The organism is Litorivivens lipolytica (assembly GCF_014191715.1).
In the GTDB taxonomy this organism is placed as follows: Bacteria; Pseudomonadota; Gammaproteobacteria; order Pseudomonadales; family Spongiibacteraceae; genus Litorivivens; species Litorivivens lipolytica.
This window is the reverse complement of sequence record NZ_JACHWY010000003.1, coordinates 348,214-363,593: the sequence shown is the minus strand read 5'-3', so window position 1 is coordinate 363,593 and position 15,380 is coordinate 348,214. Positions and strand designations below refer to the sequence as shown.

General features: G+C 58.9%; 14 protein-coding genes. 13 read left to right on the top strand and 1 reads right to left on the bottom strand.

The features are described from left to right. Positions 1–19 precede the first annotated feature (19 nt). On the top strand, positions 20–1,453 hold the full coding sequence (locus FHR99_RS13910; protein WP_183411313.1) for a PepSY domain-containing protein: 1,434 nt from the start codon (positions 20–22) through the stop codon (positions 1,451–1,453). Here FHR99_RS13910 and queG read toward each other — a convergent pair. Further along, positions 1,433–2,518, bottom strand: a complete 1,086-nt coding sequence (queG, locus tag FHR99_RS13905) for a tRNA epoxyqueuosine(34) reductase QueG (protein ID WP_183411312.1) — start codon at positions 2,516–2,518, stop codon at positions 1,433–1,435. The genes FHR99_RS13910 and queG overlap by 21 nt on opposite strands. A 65-nt stretch (positions 2,519–2,583) precedes the next feature. On the opposite strand from queG, the gene FHR99_RS13900 reads away from it, so the two are divergent. The 12 genes from FHR99_RS13900 to FHR99_RS13845 all read left to right on the top strand — a co-directional run bounded on the left by FHR99_RS13900 (position 2,584) and on the right by FHR99_RS13845 (position 15,335). Further along, positions 2,584–4,071, top strand: coding sequence for an NAD(P)H-hydrate dehydratase (locus tag FHR99_RS13900; RefSeq protein ID WP_183411311.1), 1,488 nt, complete (start codon positions 2,584–2,586; stop codon positions 4,069–4,071). Then, positions 4,068–4,523: a tRNA (adenosine(37)-N6)-threonylcarbamoyltransferase complex ATPase subunit type 1 TsaE gene (tsaE, locus tag FHR99_RS13895; protein WP_183411310.1), complete on the top strand. Its 456-nt coding sequence runs from the start codon at positions 4,068–4,070 to the stop codon at positions 4,521–4,523. Before FHR99_RS13900 ends, tsaE begins: the two co-directional genes overlap by 4 nt. 7 nt (positions 4,524–4,530) lie before the next feature. Then, positions 4,531–5,844 carry an N-acetylmuramoyl-L-alanine amidase gene (locus FHR99_RS13890; protein ID WP_183411309.1) on the top strand — a complete coding sequence of 438 codons (1,314 nt, stop codon included), beginning with the start codon at positions 4,531–4,533 and terminating at the stop codon, positions 5,842–5,844. Further along, entirely contained in the window at positions 5,844–7,661 is a 1,818-nt protein-coding gene (gene mutL, locus FHR99_RS13885) for a DNA mismatch repair endonuclease MutL (RefSeq protein WP_183411308.1), read from the top strand. Before FHR99_RS13890 ends, mutL begins: the two co-directional genes overlap by 1 nt. A gap of 43 nt (positions 7,662–7,704) precedes the next feature. Then, positions 7,705–8,634 carry a tRNA (adenosine(37)-N6)-dimethylallyltransferase MiaA gene (miaA, locus tag FHR99_RS13880; RefSeq protein WP_183411640.1) on the top strand — a complete coding sequence of 310 codons (930 nt, stop codon included), beginning with the start codon at positions 7,705–7,707 and terminating at the stop codon, positions 8,632–8,634. Between the two features lie 152 nt (positions 8,635–8,786). Further along, entirely contained in the window at positions 8,787–9,032 is a 246-nt protein-coding gene (hfq, locus tag FHR99_RS13875) for an RNA chaperone Hfq (protein WP_183411307.1), read from the top strand. A 98-nt stretch (positions 9,033–9,130) separates the two neighbouring features. Beyond that, positions 9,131–10,414 (top strand): ribosome rescue GTPase HflX, encoded by a 1,284-nt coding sequence (hflX, locus tag FHR99_RS13870; RefSeq protein ID WP_183411306.1) that lies wholly within the window; start codon positions 9,131–9,133, stop codon positions 10,412–10,414. A gap of 90 nt (positions 10,415–10,504) precedes the next feature. Further along, positions 10,505–11,638, top strand: coding sequence for an FtsH protease activity modulator HflK (hflK, locus tag FHR99_RS13865; protein ID WP_183411305.1), 1,134 nt, complete (start codon positions 10,505–10,507; stop codon positions 11,636–11,638). Between the two features lie 2 nt (positions 11,639–11,640). Continuing rightward, the gene (hflC, locus tag FHR99_RS13860) at positions 11,641–12,522 is read left to right on the top strand and encodes a protease modulator HflC (RefSeq protein WP_183411304.1); all 882 of its coding nucleotides are present in this window, start codon (positions 11,641–11,643) and stop codon (positions 12,520–12,522) included. 133 nt (positions 12,523–12,655) lie between these two features. Continuing rightward, positions 12,656–12,841 carry a DUF2065 domain-containing protein gene (locus tag FHR99_RS13855; protein ID WP_183411303.1) on the top strand — a complete coding sequence of 62 codons (186 nt, stop codon included), beginning with the start codon at positions 12,656–12,658 and terminating at the stop codon, positions 12,839–12,841. A 7-nt stretch (positions 12,842–12,848) separates the two neighbouring features. Continuing rightward, entirely contained in the window at positions 12,849–14,009 is a 1,161-nt protein-coding gene (locus FHR99_RS13850; RefSeq protein ID WP_183411302.1) for an ATP phosphoribosyltransferase regulatory subunit, read from the top strand. Between the two features lie 33 nt (positions 14,010–14,042). Next, positions 14,043–15,335: an adenylosuccinate synthase gene (locus FHR99_RS13845; RefSeq protein ID WP_183411301.1), complete on the top strand. Its 1,293-nt coding sequence runs from the start codon at positions 14,043–14,045 to the stop codon at positions 15,333–15,335. The last annotated feature ends 45 nt before the right edge of the window (positions 15,336–15,380 follow it).

The following is a 15,380-nucleotide window of genomic DNA, read 5'->3' as shown; positions in this document are numbered from 1 at the left end:
ATGGCGGAGTGTTGATCGTATGACCACGAAAACTTTTATGCAGTGGCACCGCCGGTTGGCGTGGATCGGAGGTATTGCGATTCTGTGTTGGGCGGTTTCCGGCGTGCTGCATCCGCTGATGGCCTGGTTTGGTCCTCAGGGCGCGAAGATGTTTCCGCCGTCGGCGACCGTGCCTGACAATGCGCTGCGGCAGGTTGCAGAGATTGTTGCGTCAAACGTCTTTGCAGAGGCGCGAGTAGTTAAAGTTGTGCCGTCGGCCAATGGCGCCATGTTGCAGGTTGCCGAGAGTGAAGACAAGCCGCGTCGTTATTTTGCACTGGACTCTGGTTCAGAACTGGCCGGTCAGGATGAACGGCAGGCGCGATGGTTGGCGGCGTACTACACCGGTCGCGATCAAGGTGACATTGCGGATATTCAGTTTCAAACCGAATTTAATAGCGAATACCCCTCGGTAAATCGCCTGCTGCCCGTTTATCGGGTGACCTTTGCCGGCGACGATCAACTTACGGCCTTTATACATACTGAAACCCCGGCGCTAGCCTCGCTGAACAATCGCACGAAAGCGGCGATGCAATCGGTATTTGTGCAGCTGCATACCTGGGCCTGGCTGGACGCTTTTGGCGCTGGCCGCGTGCTGCTGATTGCCCTGTTTATGGTCAATCTGTTTTTGTTGGCCGGTGCCGGACTGGGGCTGGTATTGCTGTTGCCCTCGCGAAAAGTTCCTGACGGCAAGCGGCGCTGGCACCGCCTGCTGGGTTACGGTATCTGGTTGCCTTTGTTGGCTTGGAGTCTGAGCGGTTTTTATCATCTGATTCAATCAGAATATGTCGAACCGGAATCGGGTCTGAGTCTTGGTCAGCCTATGGTTTTTCAGGGTGATGCGGGAATTCAGAATACTGCCAGCGCAATCGGTAAACCGGTAACGGCAATTGCGCTTGTGCCCACCGAATCCGGTTGGCGGTATCGCGTGGAATTGCCGGCACAGGCAGAAGCCGTTGATCGCGAAGCGCGTTTTGCCGGCCGGGCGCAATCGGGTGGCTCCCAGTATCTGGATGCACAGGGTGAAGCGATTGAGTTAGATGACGCCACCTATGCTCGCTGGCTCGCGAATCAGTTTAAGCCCGGTGCGGAGATTGATTCGGTGACTCCGGTTTATCGTTTTGGCCCCAGCTACGATTTTCGCAATAAGCGACTGCCAGTCTGGCAAGTGACGTTGAATGACGACGAGGCAACAGAACTGTTTGTCGATCCAGCGAGCGGTGTGCTGGTCGATCAAAGCCGACGTATTGACCGGATCGAGCGACTGTCTTTTGCCTTGCTGCACAAGTGGAATTTTCTGACCGGATTAACCGGGCGTCAGGGGCGCGATGCCTTGATCGTGGTTACGCTGCTCATCAGCATCGGTATGACCGTGCTCGGTTTTATGATGCTGCTACGACACCGGGCTCGCTGAGGCCCGGGCGCGCTGCTGATTCAGCGCCCACTGAATATGCTCGTCTACCAGCTCACCCGCCGTTCCCTGCTTTTCTTCTAACGCTAAAATAATATCGCGGTTGTGTGGAGCATTGCCCAGCGCCACCGCAATATTGCGCAACCAGCGCGCGTAGCCGATGCGTCTGATTGGCGAGCCTTGGGTCTTGAGATCAAAATCCTTTTCTGTCCACGCAAACAGAGTCAGCAAATCGGTTTGATCCAATTGGTGGCGCGGCGAAAAATCGACTTCTGGTGTTGCCTCCGAAAATTTATTCCACGGGCACACCAGCTGACAGTCATCGCAGCCAAAAATCCGATTGCCCATCAAGGGCCGAAGGTCTTCCGGAATCGCGCCGTGCAGTTCAATGGTGAGATAGGAAATGCAGCGCCGTGCATCTACCTGAAAGGGCGCGACGATGGCGTCGGTAGGGCAGTCATCTAGGCAGGCGGTGCAGGAACCGCAGTGAAAGGCTTCCTGCGGTGGATCAATCGGCAAGGGCAGGTCGGTGTAAATCTCGCCGAGAAAAAACCAGGAGCCGGCCTTCGGGTTGATTACCATAGAGTTCTTGCCGATCCAGCCGAGACCGGCTTTTTCAGCGAAGCCGCGCTCCAAGACTGGCGCGCTGTCGACAAAGGCGCGGCAGTGTTCGCCACCTGCCTCGCGCAAACGCTCGGCAATCGTTGAAAGCCGCTTGCGAATCAGTTTGTGGTAGTCCCGGCCGAGGGCATAGCGCGACACATAAGCTTGTTCCGGTTGCTTCAAACGCTCGGCGGTATCGGCCTCATCGGGAAAGTAATCCATCCGAAAGCTGATCACACGCGCAGTTTCGGGCACCAGTTCTGAGGGGTTTTCACGCAGGCCCTCGCGTTCGCGCATATAGGCCATATCGCCGTGAAAGCCCTTGGCCAGCCACGCTTTTAATTTTTCCGCGTGGCTGTGAATATCGGCGTCGGTAATGCCTACTTGCTGAAAGCCCAGCTCCGCGCCCCAGCGTTTGATTTCGCTGGCCAGGTGACTCAGATCGGTCTGTGGAATCCTTGGCATGGGGCTCGTGGCACAAATGGCGCTTGCGTTAAGATAGGCGCTATTCTGCCAGATCGGGTTTGCGCATGCTGCGTTGCACAGATAATTTGCCGCTAGAACTCTACACCGCCGCACAGGTGCGTGCCCTCGACGCCCGGATTATCAATGATTTCGGCGTCCCGGGTATTCAGCTGATGTTGAAGGCGAGTCGGGCGCTGTTTTCCACCTTTGAAACCCAGTGGCCGGATTGCGATGCGCTGCAGGTCTTTTGCGGCAAGGGTAATAACGCCGGCGATGCCTACCTGATGGCGGCGCTCGCTGTTGAGCGCGGTTATACGGTAAGACTGTGGCAGGTGGGCGATGCGCCGAGTGCGGGTGATGCGCTTACGGCCCGCGAGCGCGCCGAGGCGGCAGGTGTTGTGGCAAAACCCTGGCGTGGCGAGCTGCCGGACGCTGGCGTAATCGTAGATGGCCTACTGGGCACCGGCCTAAAGGGCGATGTGCGGCCAGCCTTTGCCGAGGCGATTAACGCAATCAATGCCAGCGGCCTGCCGGTGTTGGCGGTGGATGTGCCGTCCGGGCTCTGTTCCGATAGCGGTCGGATATTGGGCGCAGCCGTGCGCGCCAGCGTGACGGTGAGCTTTATTGGTTTAAAGCAGGGTTTGTTTACCGCCGATGCCGCTGAATGTGTTGGTCATCTGTATTTCAGCGATCTTGAAGCGCCCGATGCGGCAATGAGCGATCCGCCATCCGTGAAACGGCTGTTGCTAGAGTGTCAGCACGAGGTTTTGCCCGCCCGCGCTCGCACTGCCCACAAAGGCCATTGCGGGCATGTGCTGGTGGTGGGCGGTGATGAAGGCATGGCGGGCGCGATTGTGCTGGCCGCCAGTGCCGCCGCGCGAAGTGGTGCCGGATTGGTCAGTTGTGCGACCCGCAGTGCTCACCTGCCGGGTTTGCTGGCCAGCCGACCGGAAGTCATGGGGCATGGTGTTGAATCGGTGTCGGCGCTTGCGTCTTTGCTGGCAAAGGCTTCGGTGGTGGTCATTGGCCCCGGTCTCGGTCAGCAGCGTTGGGGAAGAGCCCTGCTTAGTGAAGTTCTGAAAAGTGATTTGCCGGTGGTGCTGGATGCAGATGCCTTGAATCTGCTGGGTGCCAAGCCGGAGCTGCAGCGCAGAGCAGCAACGATTATGACGCCCCATCCGGGGGAAGCGGCGCGGCTGTTGGATTGCACGACCGCGGATATCCATCGCGACCGTTTTGCCGCCGCAGCAAAACTGAGAGAAATAACGGGCGCTTCGGTGTTGCTGAAGGGCGCGGGTACTGTGATTGCCGATGATCAGGGGCTGGCGGTCAGTCACTATGGCAACCCGGGTATGGCCAGCGGCGGCATGGGTGATGTTTTGAGCGGTGTGCTGGGCGCGCTGCTGGCGCAGGGTTTGTGTGCCAGCGACAGTTTGCGCCTTGGCGTCTGCGCCCACGGTGTCGCCGCCGATGCTGCAGCGGCACTCGGCGGTGAGCGGGGCATGCTGGCCAGTGATGTGATTGAACAGTTAAGAGGCGTACTCAACGGGTGAAGCAGTTTCTGGAAGGGGAGGCGGCGACAGTCGCCGCCGGTGAAAAGCTGGGCGCCATCGCCGCGCCCGGGAGTGTGTGGTTTCTGGAAGGCGATTTGGGTGCGGGTAAAACCACCTTCTGTCGCGGTTTTTTGCGCGCCTTTGGTCATTCAGGTGCGGTTAAAAGCCCGACCTATACGCTGGTGGAACCTTATGAGCTGGCGCGGGGTCTGATCTACCATTTCGACCTCTACCGACTTGGCGACCCCGAAGAATTGGAATACATGGGCATACGCGATTATTTTTCCGACAACAGTATTTGTTTGATCGAATGGCCCCAGCGCGGCGTCGGTGTTTTGCCTGTGCCGGATATCCGGGTTAGGATTGAAACCAGCGGCGCTGGCCGCTCCCTGCAACTGACGTCGGCAACGGCGCGCGGCGAGCAGATGATAAAACGCGTTCAGGCGGACTGAAGCCATAATGAGAAGATTGCACGGCCTGCTGGTTCTGATCGCAACGCTGCTGTTCAGCGCGGCGGGTTTCGCCGCCGACGTGAAAGATGTTCGCCTGTGGCGGGCGCCGGATCACACCCGGGTGGTGTTTGATCTCAGTGGTCCTGCTGAATATCAGGTATTCCCTTTGAATAATCCTGAGCGGCTAGTAGTCGACATCAGTCGCACCTCCCTGAACAAAATCCCCGATGATCTTAAATTTGATGACAGCCCGATCAGTCGTATGCGCCACGGCGTGCGCAACGGCAAGGATCTGCGGGTGGTGTTTGATCTCAGTCGGGAAGTGAAAATTGGCAGCTTTATGCTGGCGGCGAGCGGCGATCTGCACGACCGCCTGGTGATTGATTTTCACGACAAGGAAAGCTCTGCCCGCACCGTGAAAAAAGCGGTGGATATCACCAGCGGCCGTCGCCCGGTGGTGATTGCCATTGATGCGGGTCACGGCGGCGAAGACCCGGGTGCGATTGGCCCCGGTCGCCTCTATGAAAAACGGGTGGTGCTGGAAATTTCGAAAGAGCTGCAGCGGCTGTTTAACAATACCAAAGGCTACAAGGCCGAGCTGGTGCGCACCGGCGACTATTACGTAGGTTTGCGTCAGCGTCGGGATATTGCGCGCAAAATGCAGGCGGATTTGTTTGTGTCGATTCACGCGGACGCCTTTAAAACGCCCAATGCATCGGGCAGTTCGGTATATGCCCTGTCCCAGCGCGGCGCCACCAGTGCCTCGGCGGCCTTCCTCGCCCAGCGAGAAAACGATTCGGATCTGGTGGGCGGTGTCAGTCTGTCGGACAAGGACGATATTCTGGCCGGTGTGCTGACTGATCTGTCCATGACCGCGAGTATGGATGCCAGTCTGCGCGTTGGCGGCAATGTGCTGGGTGAAATGGGCAAGATGTCCAAACTGCACAGTAAACGGGTGGAGCAGGCGGCGTTTGCGGTGCTGAAATCCCCTGATATTCCGTCGATTCTGGTCGAGACCGGTTTTATCTCGAATCCAGGTGAGGCCAAGAAGCTGGCCACGTCCTGGTATCGACAGAAGATGGCGCAGGCAATTTTCAGTGGCATCGACAGTCACTTCCGCCGCAGCCCGCCACCAGACACCTATCTCGCCGCCCTAAAGCGCGGTGAAGTCAAACCGCGGCAGTACACCATTGCCAGCGGTGATACACTGTCGGAAATCGCCGCCCGCTTTGATGTGTCGGTGGCCCAACTGCAACGTGAAAATAAAATGGCGCACACCGATATCCGGGTGGGTCAGACATTGATTATTCCTGAGTCCTGATGTCTCGAATTCAATTGCTCAATCCCCGGCTCGCCAACCAGATTGCCGCCGGGGAGGTGGTCGAACGCCCCGCGTCCGTGGTCAAGGAACTGCTGGAAAACAGCCTCGACGCCGGTGCCACGCGGGTCGATCTCGATGTGGAGGCGGGCGGCGTCAAGCTGATCCGCATCCGCGACAACGGCAGTGGCATTGATAAGGATGATCTGCCGCTGGCCATGAGCAGACATGCCACCAGCAAAATCCGCGAGCTGGAAGACCTGGAAAAGGTCATCAGCCTCGGTTTTCGCGGTGAAGCACTGGCCAGTATCAGTTCGGTCGCCCGGCTGACCCTCACTTCGGCCACGGATCAATCCAATAGCGGCTGGCAGGTCAGCTGTGAAGGTCGCGACATGCAGGCTTCGGTCAAGCCCGCGCCCCATCCCTGCGGCACCACCGTGGAAATGCGCGATCTGTTCTTTAACACGCCCGCCCGCCGTAAATTTCTGCGCACGGAAAAAACCGAATTCAGTCATCTGGAAGAAGTCGTGAAGCGTCTCGCACTGAGTCGTTACGATGTGGCCTTTCACCTCCGTCACAACAACCGGGTGGTGCACAGCCTGCCGCCGGCGGCGAACCAGCTGGAGCAGGAGCGTCGCCTCAGTCGCGTGTGCGGCCCGGCCTTTCTGGAAAACGCCCTGCATATCGAAACCGAAGCGGCCGGATTAAAGCTCTGGGGCTGGGTCGCCTTGCCGACCTTCTCCCGCAGTCAGGCCGACATGCAGCACTTTTTTGTCAATGGCCGGATGATCCGCGACAAGCTGATCGCCCACGCTATACGTCAAGCCTATCGGGATGTGCTGTTCCACGGTCGTCACCCGGCCTTCGTGCTCTATCTGGAGCTCGATCCGTCGATTGTGGATGTGAATGTCCACCCGACCAAGCACGAGGTGCGCTTCCGTGACGGGCGCACCGTGCACGATTTTATTTTCCGCAGTCTGCATCGCCTGTTGGCGGAAGTGCGGCCCGACGATCAGGTCAATAGCGCTCGTCTTGAGCAGCAGCAACAGCCCGCCGAGATCGCGCCGCAGCAGGCGCCGATCAGTTTCCGTTCGGGCCAGTCTCAGCCCCAGATCAGCGAAGGGGAAGTGCGCGAGCAGTTACAGGGCTATACCGCGCTGCAATCCCGCGCGCCAACGCCCCCGGCTTTCCCGTCGGCCGCCCCTCGGCCCGTTATGGATGACAATGACGCCGAGATTCCCCCCTTGGGCTATGCGCTGGCCCAGCTAAAGGGCGTTTATATTCTGGCGGAAAACGCCCACGGTCTGGTGATGGTGGATATTCACGCCGCCCACGAGCGGATCACCTACGAGCGCATGAAGACTGCCCGCGACAGTCAGAGTATTCGCAGTCAGCCCCTGCTTGTGCCGATGACGCTGGCGGTGAGCGAGCGCGAAGCCGCCTGCGCGGAAAATTCCAGTGACATGTTTGCCCAGCTCGGTATGCGGGTGGAGCGCGTCGGCGAAGAGGCTCTGGTGGTAAGGGAGTTGCCGGTGCTGCTCGCCAACAGCGACGTCGAGCAGCTGGTGCGCGATGTGCTGTCGGACTTTATGGAATATGGCAGCTCGGACCGGATGCTGGCGCATATCGATGAAATTCTGGCGACCATGGCCTGCCATGGCTCCGTGCGCGCCAACCGCAAATTGACCCTTCCCGAGATGAACGCCCTCCTGAGGGATATGGAAGCAACCGAGCGCAGCGGCCAGTGCAACCACGGTCGACCGACCTGGGTGCAGGTGTCTCTTCCAGAGCTGGATAAATGGTTCCTGCGTGGCCAGTGACGATTCACTGAGGGGAGGTTCGCTGCCGCCGGCGATTTTCCTGATGGGGCCCACGGCCTCTGGCAAAACCCGGCTGGCCTTTGAGCTCTGTGATCACCTCAACGCCGAGATCATCAGTGTCGATTCGGCGCTGGTCTACCGGGGGCTGGATATCGGCAGCGCCAAGCCCAGCCCGGACGAGCTGGCGCGTTACCCCCACCGGCTGGTAGATATTCGCGACCCCGCTGACCCCTATACTGCCGCCGATTTTCGTCGCGATGCCCTGGAGGCGATGGCCGACATCACCGCCAGCGGCAAGATCCCGTTGCTGGTCGGCGGCACCATGCTCTACTTCAAGGCTCTGCTCGACGGGCTGGTGGAGCTGCCGGAAATCGATTCGGGCATTCGCGCTGCCATCGAAGCCGAGGCGGAGCGCTCGGGTTGGCCGGCCCTGCATATGGAGCTGGCGCAGGGCGATCCTGCAACGGCAGCCACGATTCACCCCAACCATTCCCAGCGCATTTGCAGGGCGCTGGAGGTGCTGCGCGGCACCGGCCGCCCCATCAGCGCGTGGCGGGCGGAGCAGGGTGAGGCGGAGCTGCCCTACCGGATTTTTCAGGCGGCGGTGGCGCCAGAACATCGGGCGGCGCTGCACCAGCGTATAGACCAGCGGCTGACGCAGATGTTTGCGGGTGGTTTTGTCGAGGAAGTGCAAAAGTTGCATCAGCGCGGCGATCTCGACAGGAACCTTCCGGCCATTCGCGCGGTCGGATACCGACAAGTCTGGGAGTATCTGGAAGGTGAGGTCAGCGAGACCGAGATGCGCGAACGCGCACTGGCCGCCACCCGGCAACTGGCCAAGCGTCAGTTCACCTGGCTGCGCAAGTGGCCAGAGTTAAACTGGATTCTATGGAAAGATGCCGAAAACAGTGTGCTACCTGAATTTTTGGCAATGCTGGCAGATGTTGATTTCCCAGTGGATGGGCTATACTAGAGCTTAAACTTCAAGTAAAACCGTATCCGGGTCTTATTTGATTCCGCTTGCGGAAGACGTAGGCGCCTGAGAACTGCTTTTCTCGGTCTCCATTCGGGCAAGTCGCCGTCTGTCGCTTTTTCTGGCCATTGGCCACCTAAGGAGGCTACACCATGTCAAAAGGGCATAGCTTACAAGACCCTTACCTCAATATTCTGCGTAAGGAACGAGTACCTGTTTCCATCTATTTGGTAAACGGGATCAAGTTGCAGGGCCAAATCGAGTCCTTTGACCAATTTGTCGTGTTGCTGAAAAACACGGTCAGTCAGATGGTATACAAGCACGCCATCTCCACGGTTGTCCCCTCGCGGGTCGTCCGGCTGCCGATGCAGCATCCGCCGGAAGACGATGAGAGCTGAGTTCCTCTCGTTTAACGGTACAGACTTTACACAACTGAACTCCTCTTTCAGCCGCCGGTGCCTGTGGGTATCTGGCGGTTTCGTCGTAGGAGACACCCTTGCTGTTTGAGCGTCCCGATACCGGTGAGCGCGCCGTGCTGGTACACATCGAATTCAGCGGTGTGACCGAGCGCGAAGATCCGGGTGAATTCATGCAACTGGTCACCTCCGCGGGAGGCGAGCCGGTGTATTTCGTGCGCGGCCAGCGCCCCATGCCTCACGCCAAGACCTTTGTCGGCTCCGGCAAGCTCGAAGAGATTCGGCAGATTGTGGTGGAGCACGAAGCCGAGTTGGTGCTGTTCAATCACGCCCTCAGCCCCAGTCAGGAGCGCAATATCGAGAAGGAGCTCAAGTGTCGGGTGCTTGATCGCACCGGCCTGATCCTCGATATCTTTGCCCAGCGCGCCCGCACCCACGAAGGCAAGTTGCAGGTCGAACTGGCCCAGCTGGAACATATGTCGACCCGCCTGATCCGCGGCTGGACCCACCTTGAGCGTCAAAAAGGGGGGATCGGTCTGCGCGGTCCGGGTGAAACCCAGCTGGAAAGTGACCGCCGACTGCTGCGCGCGCGTATCAAGAGTATTCAGGGGCGGCTGGAAAAGGTGCGCAAGCAGCGCGACCAATCCCGGCGGGCCCGCAAACGGGCCGAAATTCCGACGCTCTCATTTGTGGGCTACACCAACGCCGGCAAATCCACGTTGTTTAACTCGCTGACCGAATCACAGGTCTACGCCGCTGATCAGCTGTTCGCGACCCTTGACCCTACCCTGCGCCGGCTGCAAGTGGCCGATGTGGGCCCGGTGGTGGTGGCGGATACTGTGGGGTTTATCCGCCATCTGCCCCACAAGCTGGTGGAGTCCTTCCGCGCTACACTGGAAGAGGCGGTGAGCTCGGACCTGCTGGTCCATGTGATCGACTGCGCCGACGAAGAGCGTCAGGATCATATTCGGCAAGTGCACGAAGTGTTGGCGGAAATCGGCGCCAGCGAGCTGCCGATGCTGGAGGTTTATAACAAGATTGACCTGATCGGTCAGGCGCCACGTATTGAGCGTGACGGCGATGGTCGTCCGACGCGCGTCTGGCTGTCGGCCCGTCGTGGCAAAGGGCTGGACGAGTTGATGGAAGCTCTCAGCGAACTGCTGGCCGGTGATGTGGTGGATACCGATGTGGTACTGCCGCCACACAAATCCCGGCTGCGCTCGCGCCTGTTCGCCCTCGGCGGCGTGCAAACGGAAGAATATAACGAGCAGGGCTGCACCTTGCATATCCGCATGCCGAAGGCGGATCTGATGCGGCTGCTGGCTCAGGAAGGCGAAAAGCTGGAAAACCTGCGCGCCCACTGAGGAGTGTGGCACGGGTTAACCGCAGCCCAAAGTTTGGTAGACTTCGAGTCGCTTTTGGCGACGACATATTAGTTGGTTTAGGAGAATCGCATGGCCTGGAATGAACCGGGTGGCAATAACAACGACCCGTGGGGTGGCGGCAACAATCAGGGGCCACCGGATCTCGACGAAGCGCTGAAAAAGTTCAAAGAGCAGCTCGGCGGAATTTTCGGTGGCAACAGCGGTGGTCAGGGTGGTTCGCCCTCAGGCTTTGGGTTTGGCTCCGCGGGTGTCATTCTCGTCATCGCGGCCTTTATCTGGGCGGTGTTCGGCTTTTACCAAGTCGATGAGCAGGAAAAAGCAGTGGTTCTGCGTCTGGGGGTTTATAACACCACCCACGGTGCGGGTCTGCATTGGAGTCCGCCGCTGATCGATGTCGTGGAAAAGGTTAACGTCACCACCGTGCGTCAGGCTGAACACCGCGCTTCCATGCTTACCGAAGACGAAAACATTGTTGAAGTGCCCATGTCGGTGCAGTACACCGTGTCTGATCCAGTCCACTTCCTGCTGAAAGTGCGCAACCCCGAGCACAGCCTCGAGCAGGCGATGGAAAGTGCTCTGCGCCACGTTGTCGGCGGCTCGTCGATGGATGATGTCATTACCGCGGGCCGTGAAAAAATGGCCGTGGATGTCAAACAGCGTCTGCAGAATTATCTGGATACCTACCAGACGGGCATTCTGGTGTCGGAGGTCAACATCAAGGAATCCCGCGCACCCGAGCAGGTGCAGGACGCCTTTAACGATGTAACCAGGGCCAAGGAAGACAAGGTGCGTTTGAAAAACGAAGCCGAAGCCTACGCCAATACGATTATTCCGGAAGCGCGCGGTGCGGCACAGCGTCAGCTGGAAGAGGCCAACGCCTACCGGGATCAGGTGGTCGCTCGCGCCGAAGGTGAAGCCGCTCGCTTTACCAAGCTGCTGACCGAGTACAAGAAGGCCCCGGAAGTAACTCGCCGCCGCCTCTATATTGATGCCATGCAGGACGTCTACAGTAACAGCACCAAGGTGATGGTGGATGTCGAGGGCGGCAACAATATGCTCTATTTGCCCCTGGACCGTATTGCTAAAGGTGGCGCTGGCGGCAGCTATGGCAGCATCGACGATATTGATATTGAGGAGCTGACCAACCGTGTGGTGGATCAGTTGCGCCGCGAAACCCAGTCACGCCGTCGGGAGGGCCGTTAATCATGAATAACCGTGGAATGGGCGTTCTGATCATTCTCGGCCTCGCTATCATGCTGGGCGCACAAACGATGTTTGTGATCAAGGAAACCGAGCGCGGTGTGCTGCTCAAGTTTGGTCAGGTAGCCAACCCTGATCTGGACAAGGGTCTGCATTTCAAAATTCCCTTTGTGCACTCGCTGCACAAATTCGATGGCCGAATTCTGACTCTGGATTCTTCTCCCGAGCGTTTTCTGACGCTGGAGAAAAAGCCGCTGGATGTGGACTTCTACGCCAAGTGGCGCGTTATCGACACCTTCAAGTACTACACTGCGACGCAGGGTGGGGATGAATCCCGCGCCCACCGTCTGTTGGCGCAGCGTATTAACGACGGCCTGCGTAACCAGTTCGGTAACCGCACCGTGCATGAAGTGGTGTCCGGCGAGCGCGACCTGTTGATGGTGGAGTTGACCCAGAAGCTGAACGAGATCGCGACCACTGAATTTGGTATCGAAGTCGTCGATATCCGGGTTAAGCGCATCGATCTGCCGCAGCAGGTGAGTGAGTCCGTGTTCGACCGGATGCGCTCCGAGCGTCAGCGCGAGGCGCGTGAGCATCGCTCAACCGGTAAAGAGCAGGCGGAATTTATCAAGGCCGCGGCTGACCGCGAGCGCACGGTCATTGAGGCAAATGCCTACCGGGATGCCGAGCGCATTCGCGGTGACGGCGACGCCAAGGCCGCCGAGATTTACGCTCAGGCCTATACCCGCGACCCAGAGTTTTACAATTTCCTGCGAAGCCTCGCGGCCTACCGCGATTCCTTCAAGGGCAAGGACGACATTCTGGTGGTCGACTCAGAAGGGGAGTTCTTCCAGTACCTGAAGGAAGACAAGGCTAGTCGGCGCTAACATCCGCGCCGGATCATGTTACAATAACGCAACCGGGCAGTGCTTACCGTTTTACGGTTAAACGGATAAGAACTGCGCGGTTTTTTTGTGTGTGCGTGTTTTGAGCGCCAAGACGGGTAAGTGGTAACGAGCAATGTGGCAGGAGCTGGCAGTCGCCCTCAGCCTGGTGATGGTTATCGAAGGTCTGATGCCCTTTATCAGTCCCCGCCGCTGGCGTGAAGTTATCCTCAATGTCGCACAGAGCAACGACCGACAGATTCGCATTATAGGGCTGCTCAGTATGCTTTCCGGACTGGCCCTGCTGTACTGGGTAAGATAGGACGATTATGACCATTGCCGACCGCTGGTTGCTGCCCGATGGGGTAGAGGAATTGCTGCCGAAGGATGCGGCCAAGGTTGAGCACCTGCGGCGTGAGCTCCTCGACCTTTATCAGAGTTGGGGCTACGAGCTGGTGATTCCGCCGCTGATGGAATACACCGAGTCCCTGCTGGTAGGGCTCGGGAGTGACATCGATCTGCTCACCTTTCGCGTGACCGACCAGCTCACCGGCCGCATGATGGGCCTGCGCGCCGATATCACTCCTCAGGCCGCTCGCATCGATGCCCACAGTCTGGGGCGCGACGGTGTGACCCGGCTGTGTTATGCGGGCAGTGTGCTGCATACCCGACCCAAGGCGCCGCTGGCGTCGCGCTCACCGATTCAACTGGGTGCCGAACTCTACGGCGATTCCAGCACCGATAGCGATCTCGAAATCATCAGCCTGATGCTGCAGACCCTGACGGTGGCGGGTGCCCGCAACCTGACCCTCGATCTCGGTCATGTGGGTATCTACGAATCCGTAGTTTCGGCATTGGATGAAGCCACTGAACAGCGCTATTTCTCGATTCTGCAACGGAAAGCCGCCGCCGAACTCGACAGCCTGCTGGCGGAATTGCCACTGGATGACAAAATCAAACAGGCGATGGCCGGTCTGGCCGAGCTGCACGGCAACGACGATGTGCTGGACCGTGGGCGTGACTTGCTGAAAGCCTACCCTCGCGCCATTGCCGCTATTGAGGCCCTCGATCAGCTGGCCGGTGAAGTGCGCGAGCGCTTCCCCGGTGTGGCCCTGTATTTTGATCTGGCGGAACTGCGCGGATATCACTACCATACCGGCGCCGTATTTTCCGCCCTGTCCAGCGACTGCGACCGGGCGCTGGCCTCGGGTGGCCGCTACGACGATATCGGCCGGGTTTTCGGCCGCGCCCGACCGGCCACGGGTTTCAGTATCGACCTGAAAGCCCTGCTGGCACTTCTGCCCGATTGCGAGGAAGGTGCCGCTATTCTGGCGCCCAACAGCAAGGATGCCGCCCTGTGGCAGAAAGTGCAGTCACTGCGCGCTGCGGGCGAACAGGTAATTTTTGCCCTGCCGGGCGACACACAGGTATCGGCTTGCGATCGCGAGCTGGTGTTCAAAGACGGCGACTGGCACCTCGTGTCGCGCTGATAGTTTAACTCCGTAATTTTCGAGATGGATTCAATGAACAAAAACGTCGTGGTGCTCGGTACCCAGTGGGGCGATGAGGGCAAAGGCAAGATTGTTGACCTGCTGACCGACCAAGCCGCGGTTGTGGCGCGCTTTCAAGGTGGTCACAACGCCGGTCACACCCTGGTTATCGGCGGTGAAAAAACCGTCCTTCACCTGATTCCGTCTGGCGTGCTGCGCGAAGGCGTTACCTGCTTGATCGGCAACGGTGTGGTACTGGCGCCCGATGCCCTGCTGAAAGAAATTGGTGAGCTCGAAGCGAAAAACGTACCGGTACGCGAGCGTCTGCGCCTGAGCCCGGCCTGCCCGCTGATTCTGCCCTATCACATCGCGCTCGATCAGGCGCGTGAGATTCGCAAGGGCGAAGCCAAGATCGGCACTACCGGTCGCGGTATCGGCCCGGCCTACGAGGACAAGGTCGCTCGTCGCGGTCTGCGCCTTGGAGATCTGATGCACCCCGAGCGCTTCGCCGCCAAGCTCAAGGAAGTGATGGATTATCACAACTTTGTGCTGACCAACTATTTCAATGTTGAGGCGGTGGATTACCAGAAGACGCTGGACGAAACCCTGAAGATGGCCGAGCAGCTGCTGCCGATGATCGCAGACGTCACCAAGATGCTGCACGATTATCGAGCCAACGGGCAGAAAATCATGTTCGAAGGTGCGCAGGGCTCGCTGCTGGATATCGACCACGGCACCTACCCCTTCGTGACCTCATCCAACACCACCGCCGGCGGTACCGCCACCGGTTCCGGTTTTGGGCCGCTGTATCTGGATTACGTACTGGGTATTACCAAGGCCTACACCACCCGCGTCGGCTCCGGCCCCTTCCCCACCGAACTGTTTGACGATGTTGGCAAGCACCTCGCGGCCAAAGGTCACGAGTTCGGTGCCACTACTGGCCGCGCCCGTCGCTGCGGCTGGTTCGACGCCGTTGCCCTGCGTCAGTCGGTGTTGATCAACAGCATCTCCGGCATCTGTCTGACCAAACTGGATGTGCTCGACGGTCTGGAAACCGTGCGCGTGTGTACCGGTTACCGCAACGCCGCTGGTGAAGAAATCCCGGCGCCGATCGATTGCGATGATTACGGCACCCTGCAGCCGATCTACGAAGATCTGCCAGGCTGGAGTGAATCCACACTGGGTGCGAAAACACTGGAAGAGCTGCCCCAGGCTGCGCGCGATTACATCAAGCGTATCGAAGAGCTGGTGGGCGTGCCCATAGATATTATTTCTACCGGCCCTGACCGCGTAGAAACCATCGTTCTGCGCCACCCCTTCGGTTAATTGTTCGATAGGCCCGCTTTCGCGGGCCATTCACTCTCACGCTTA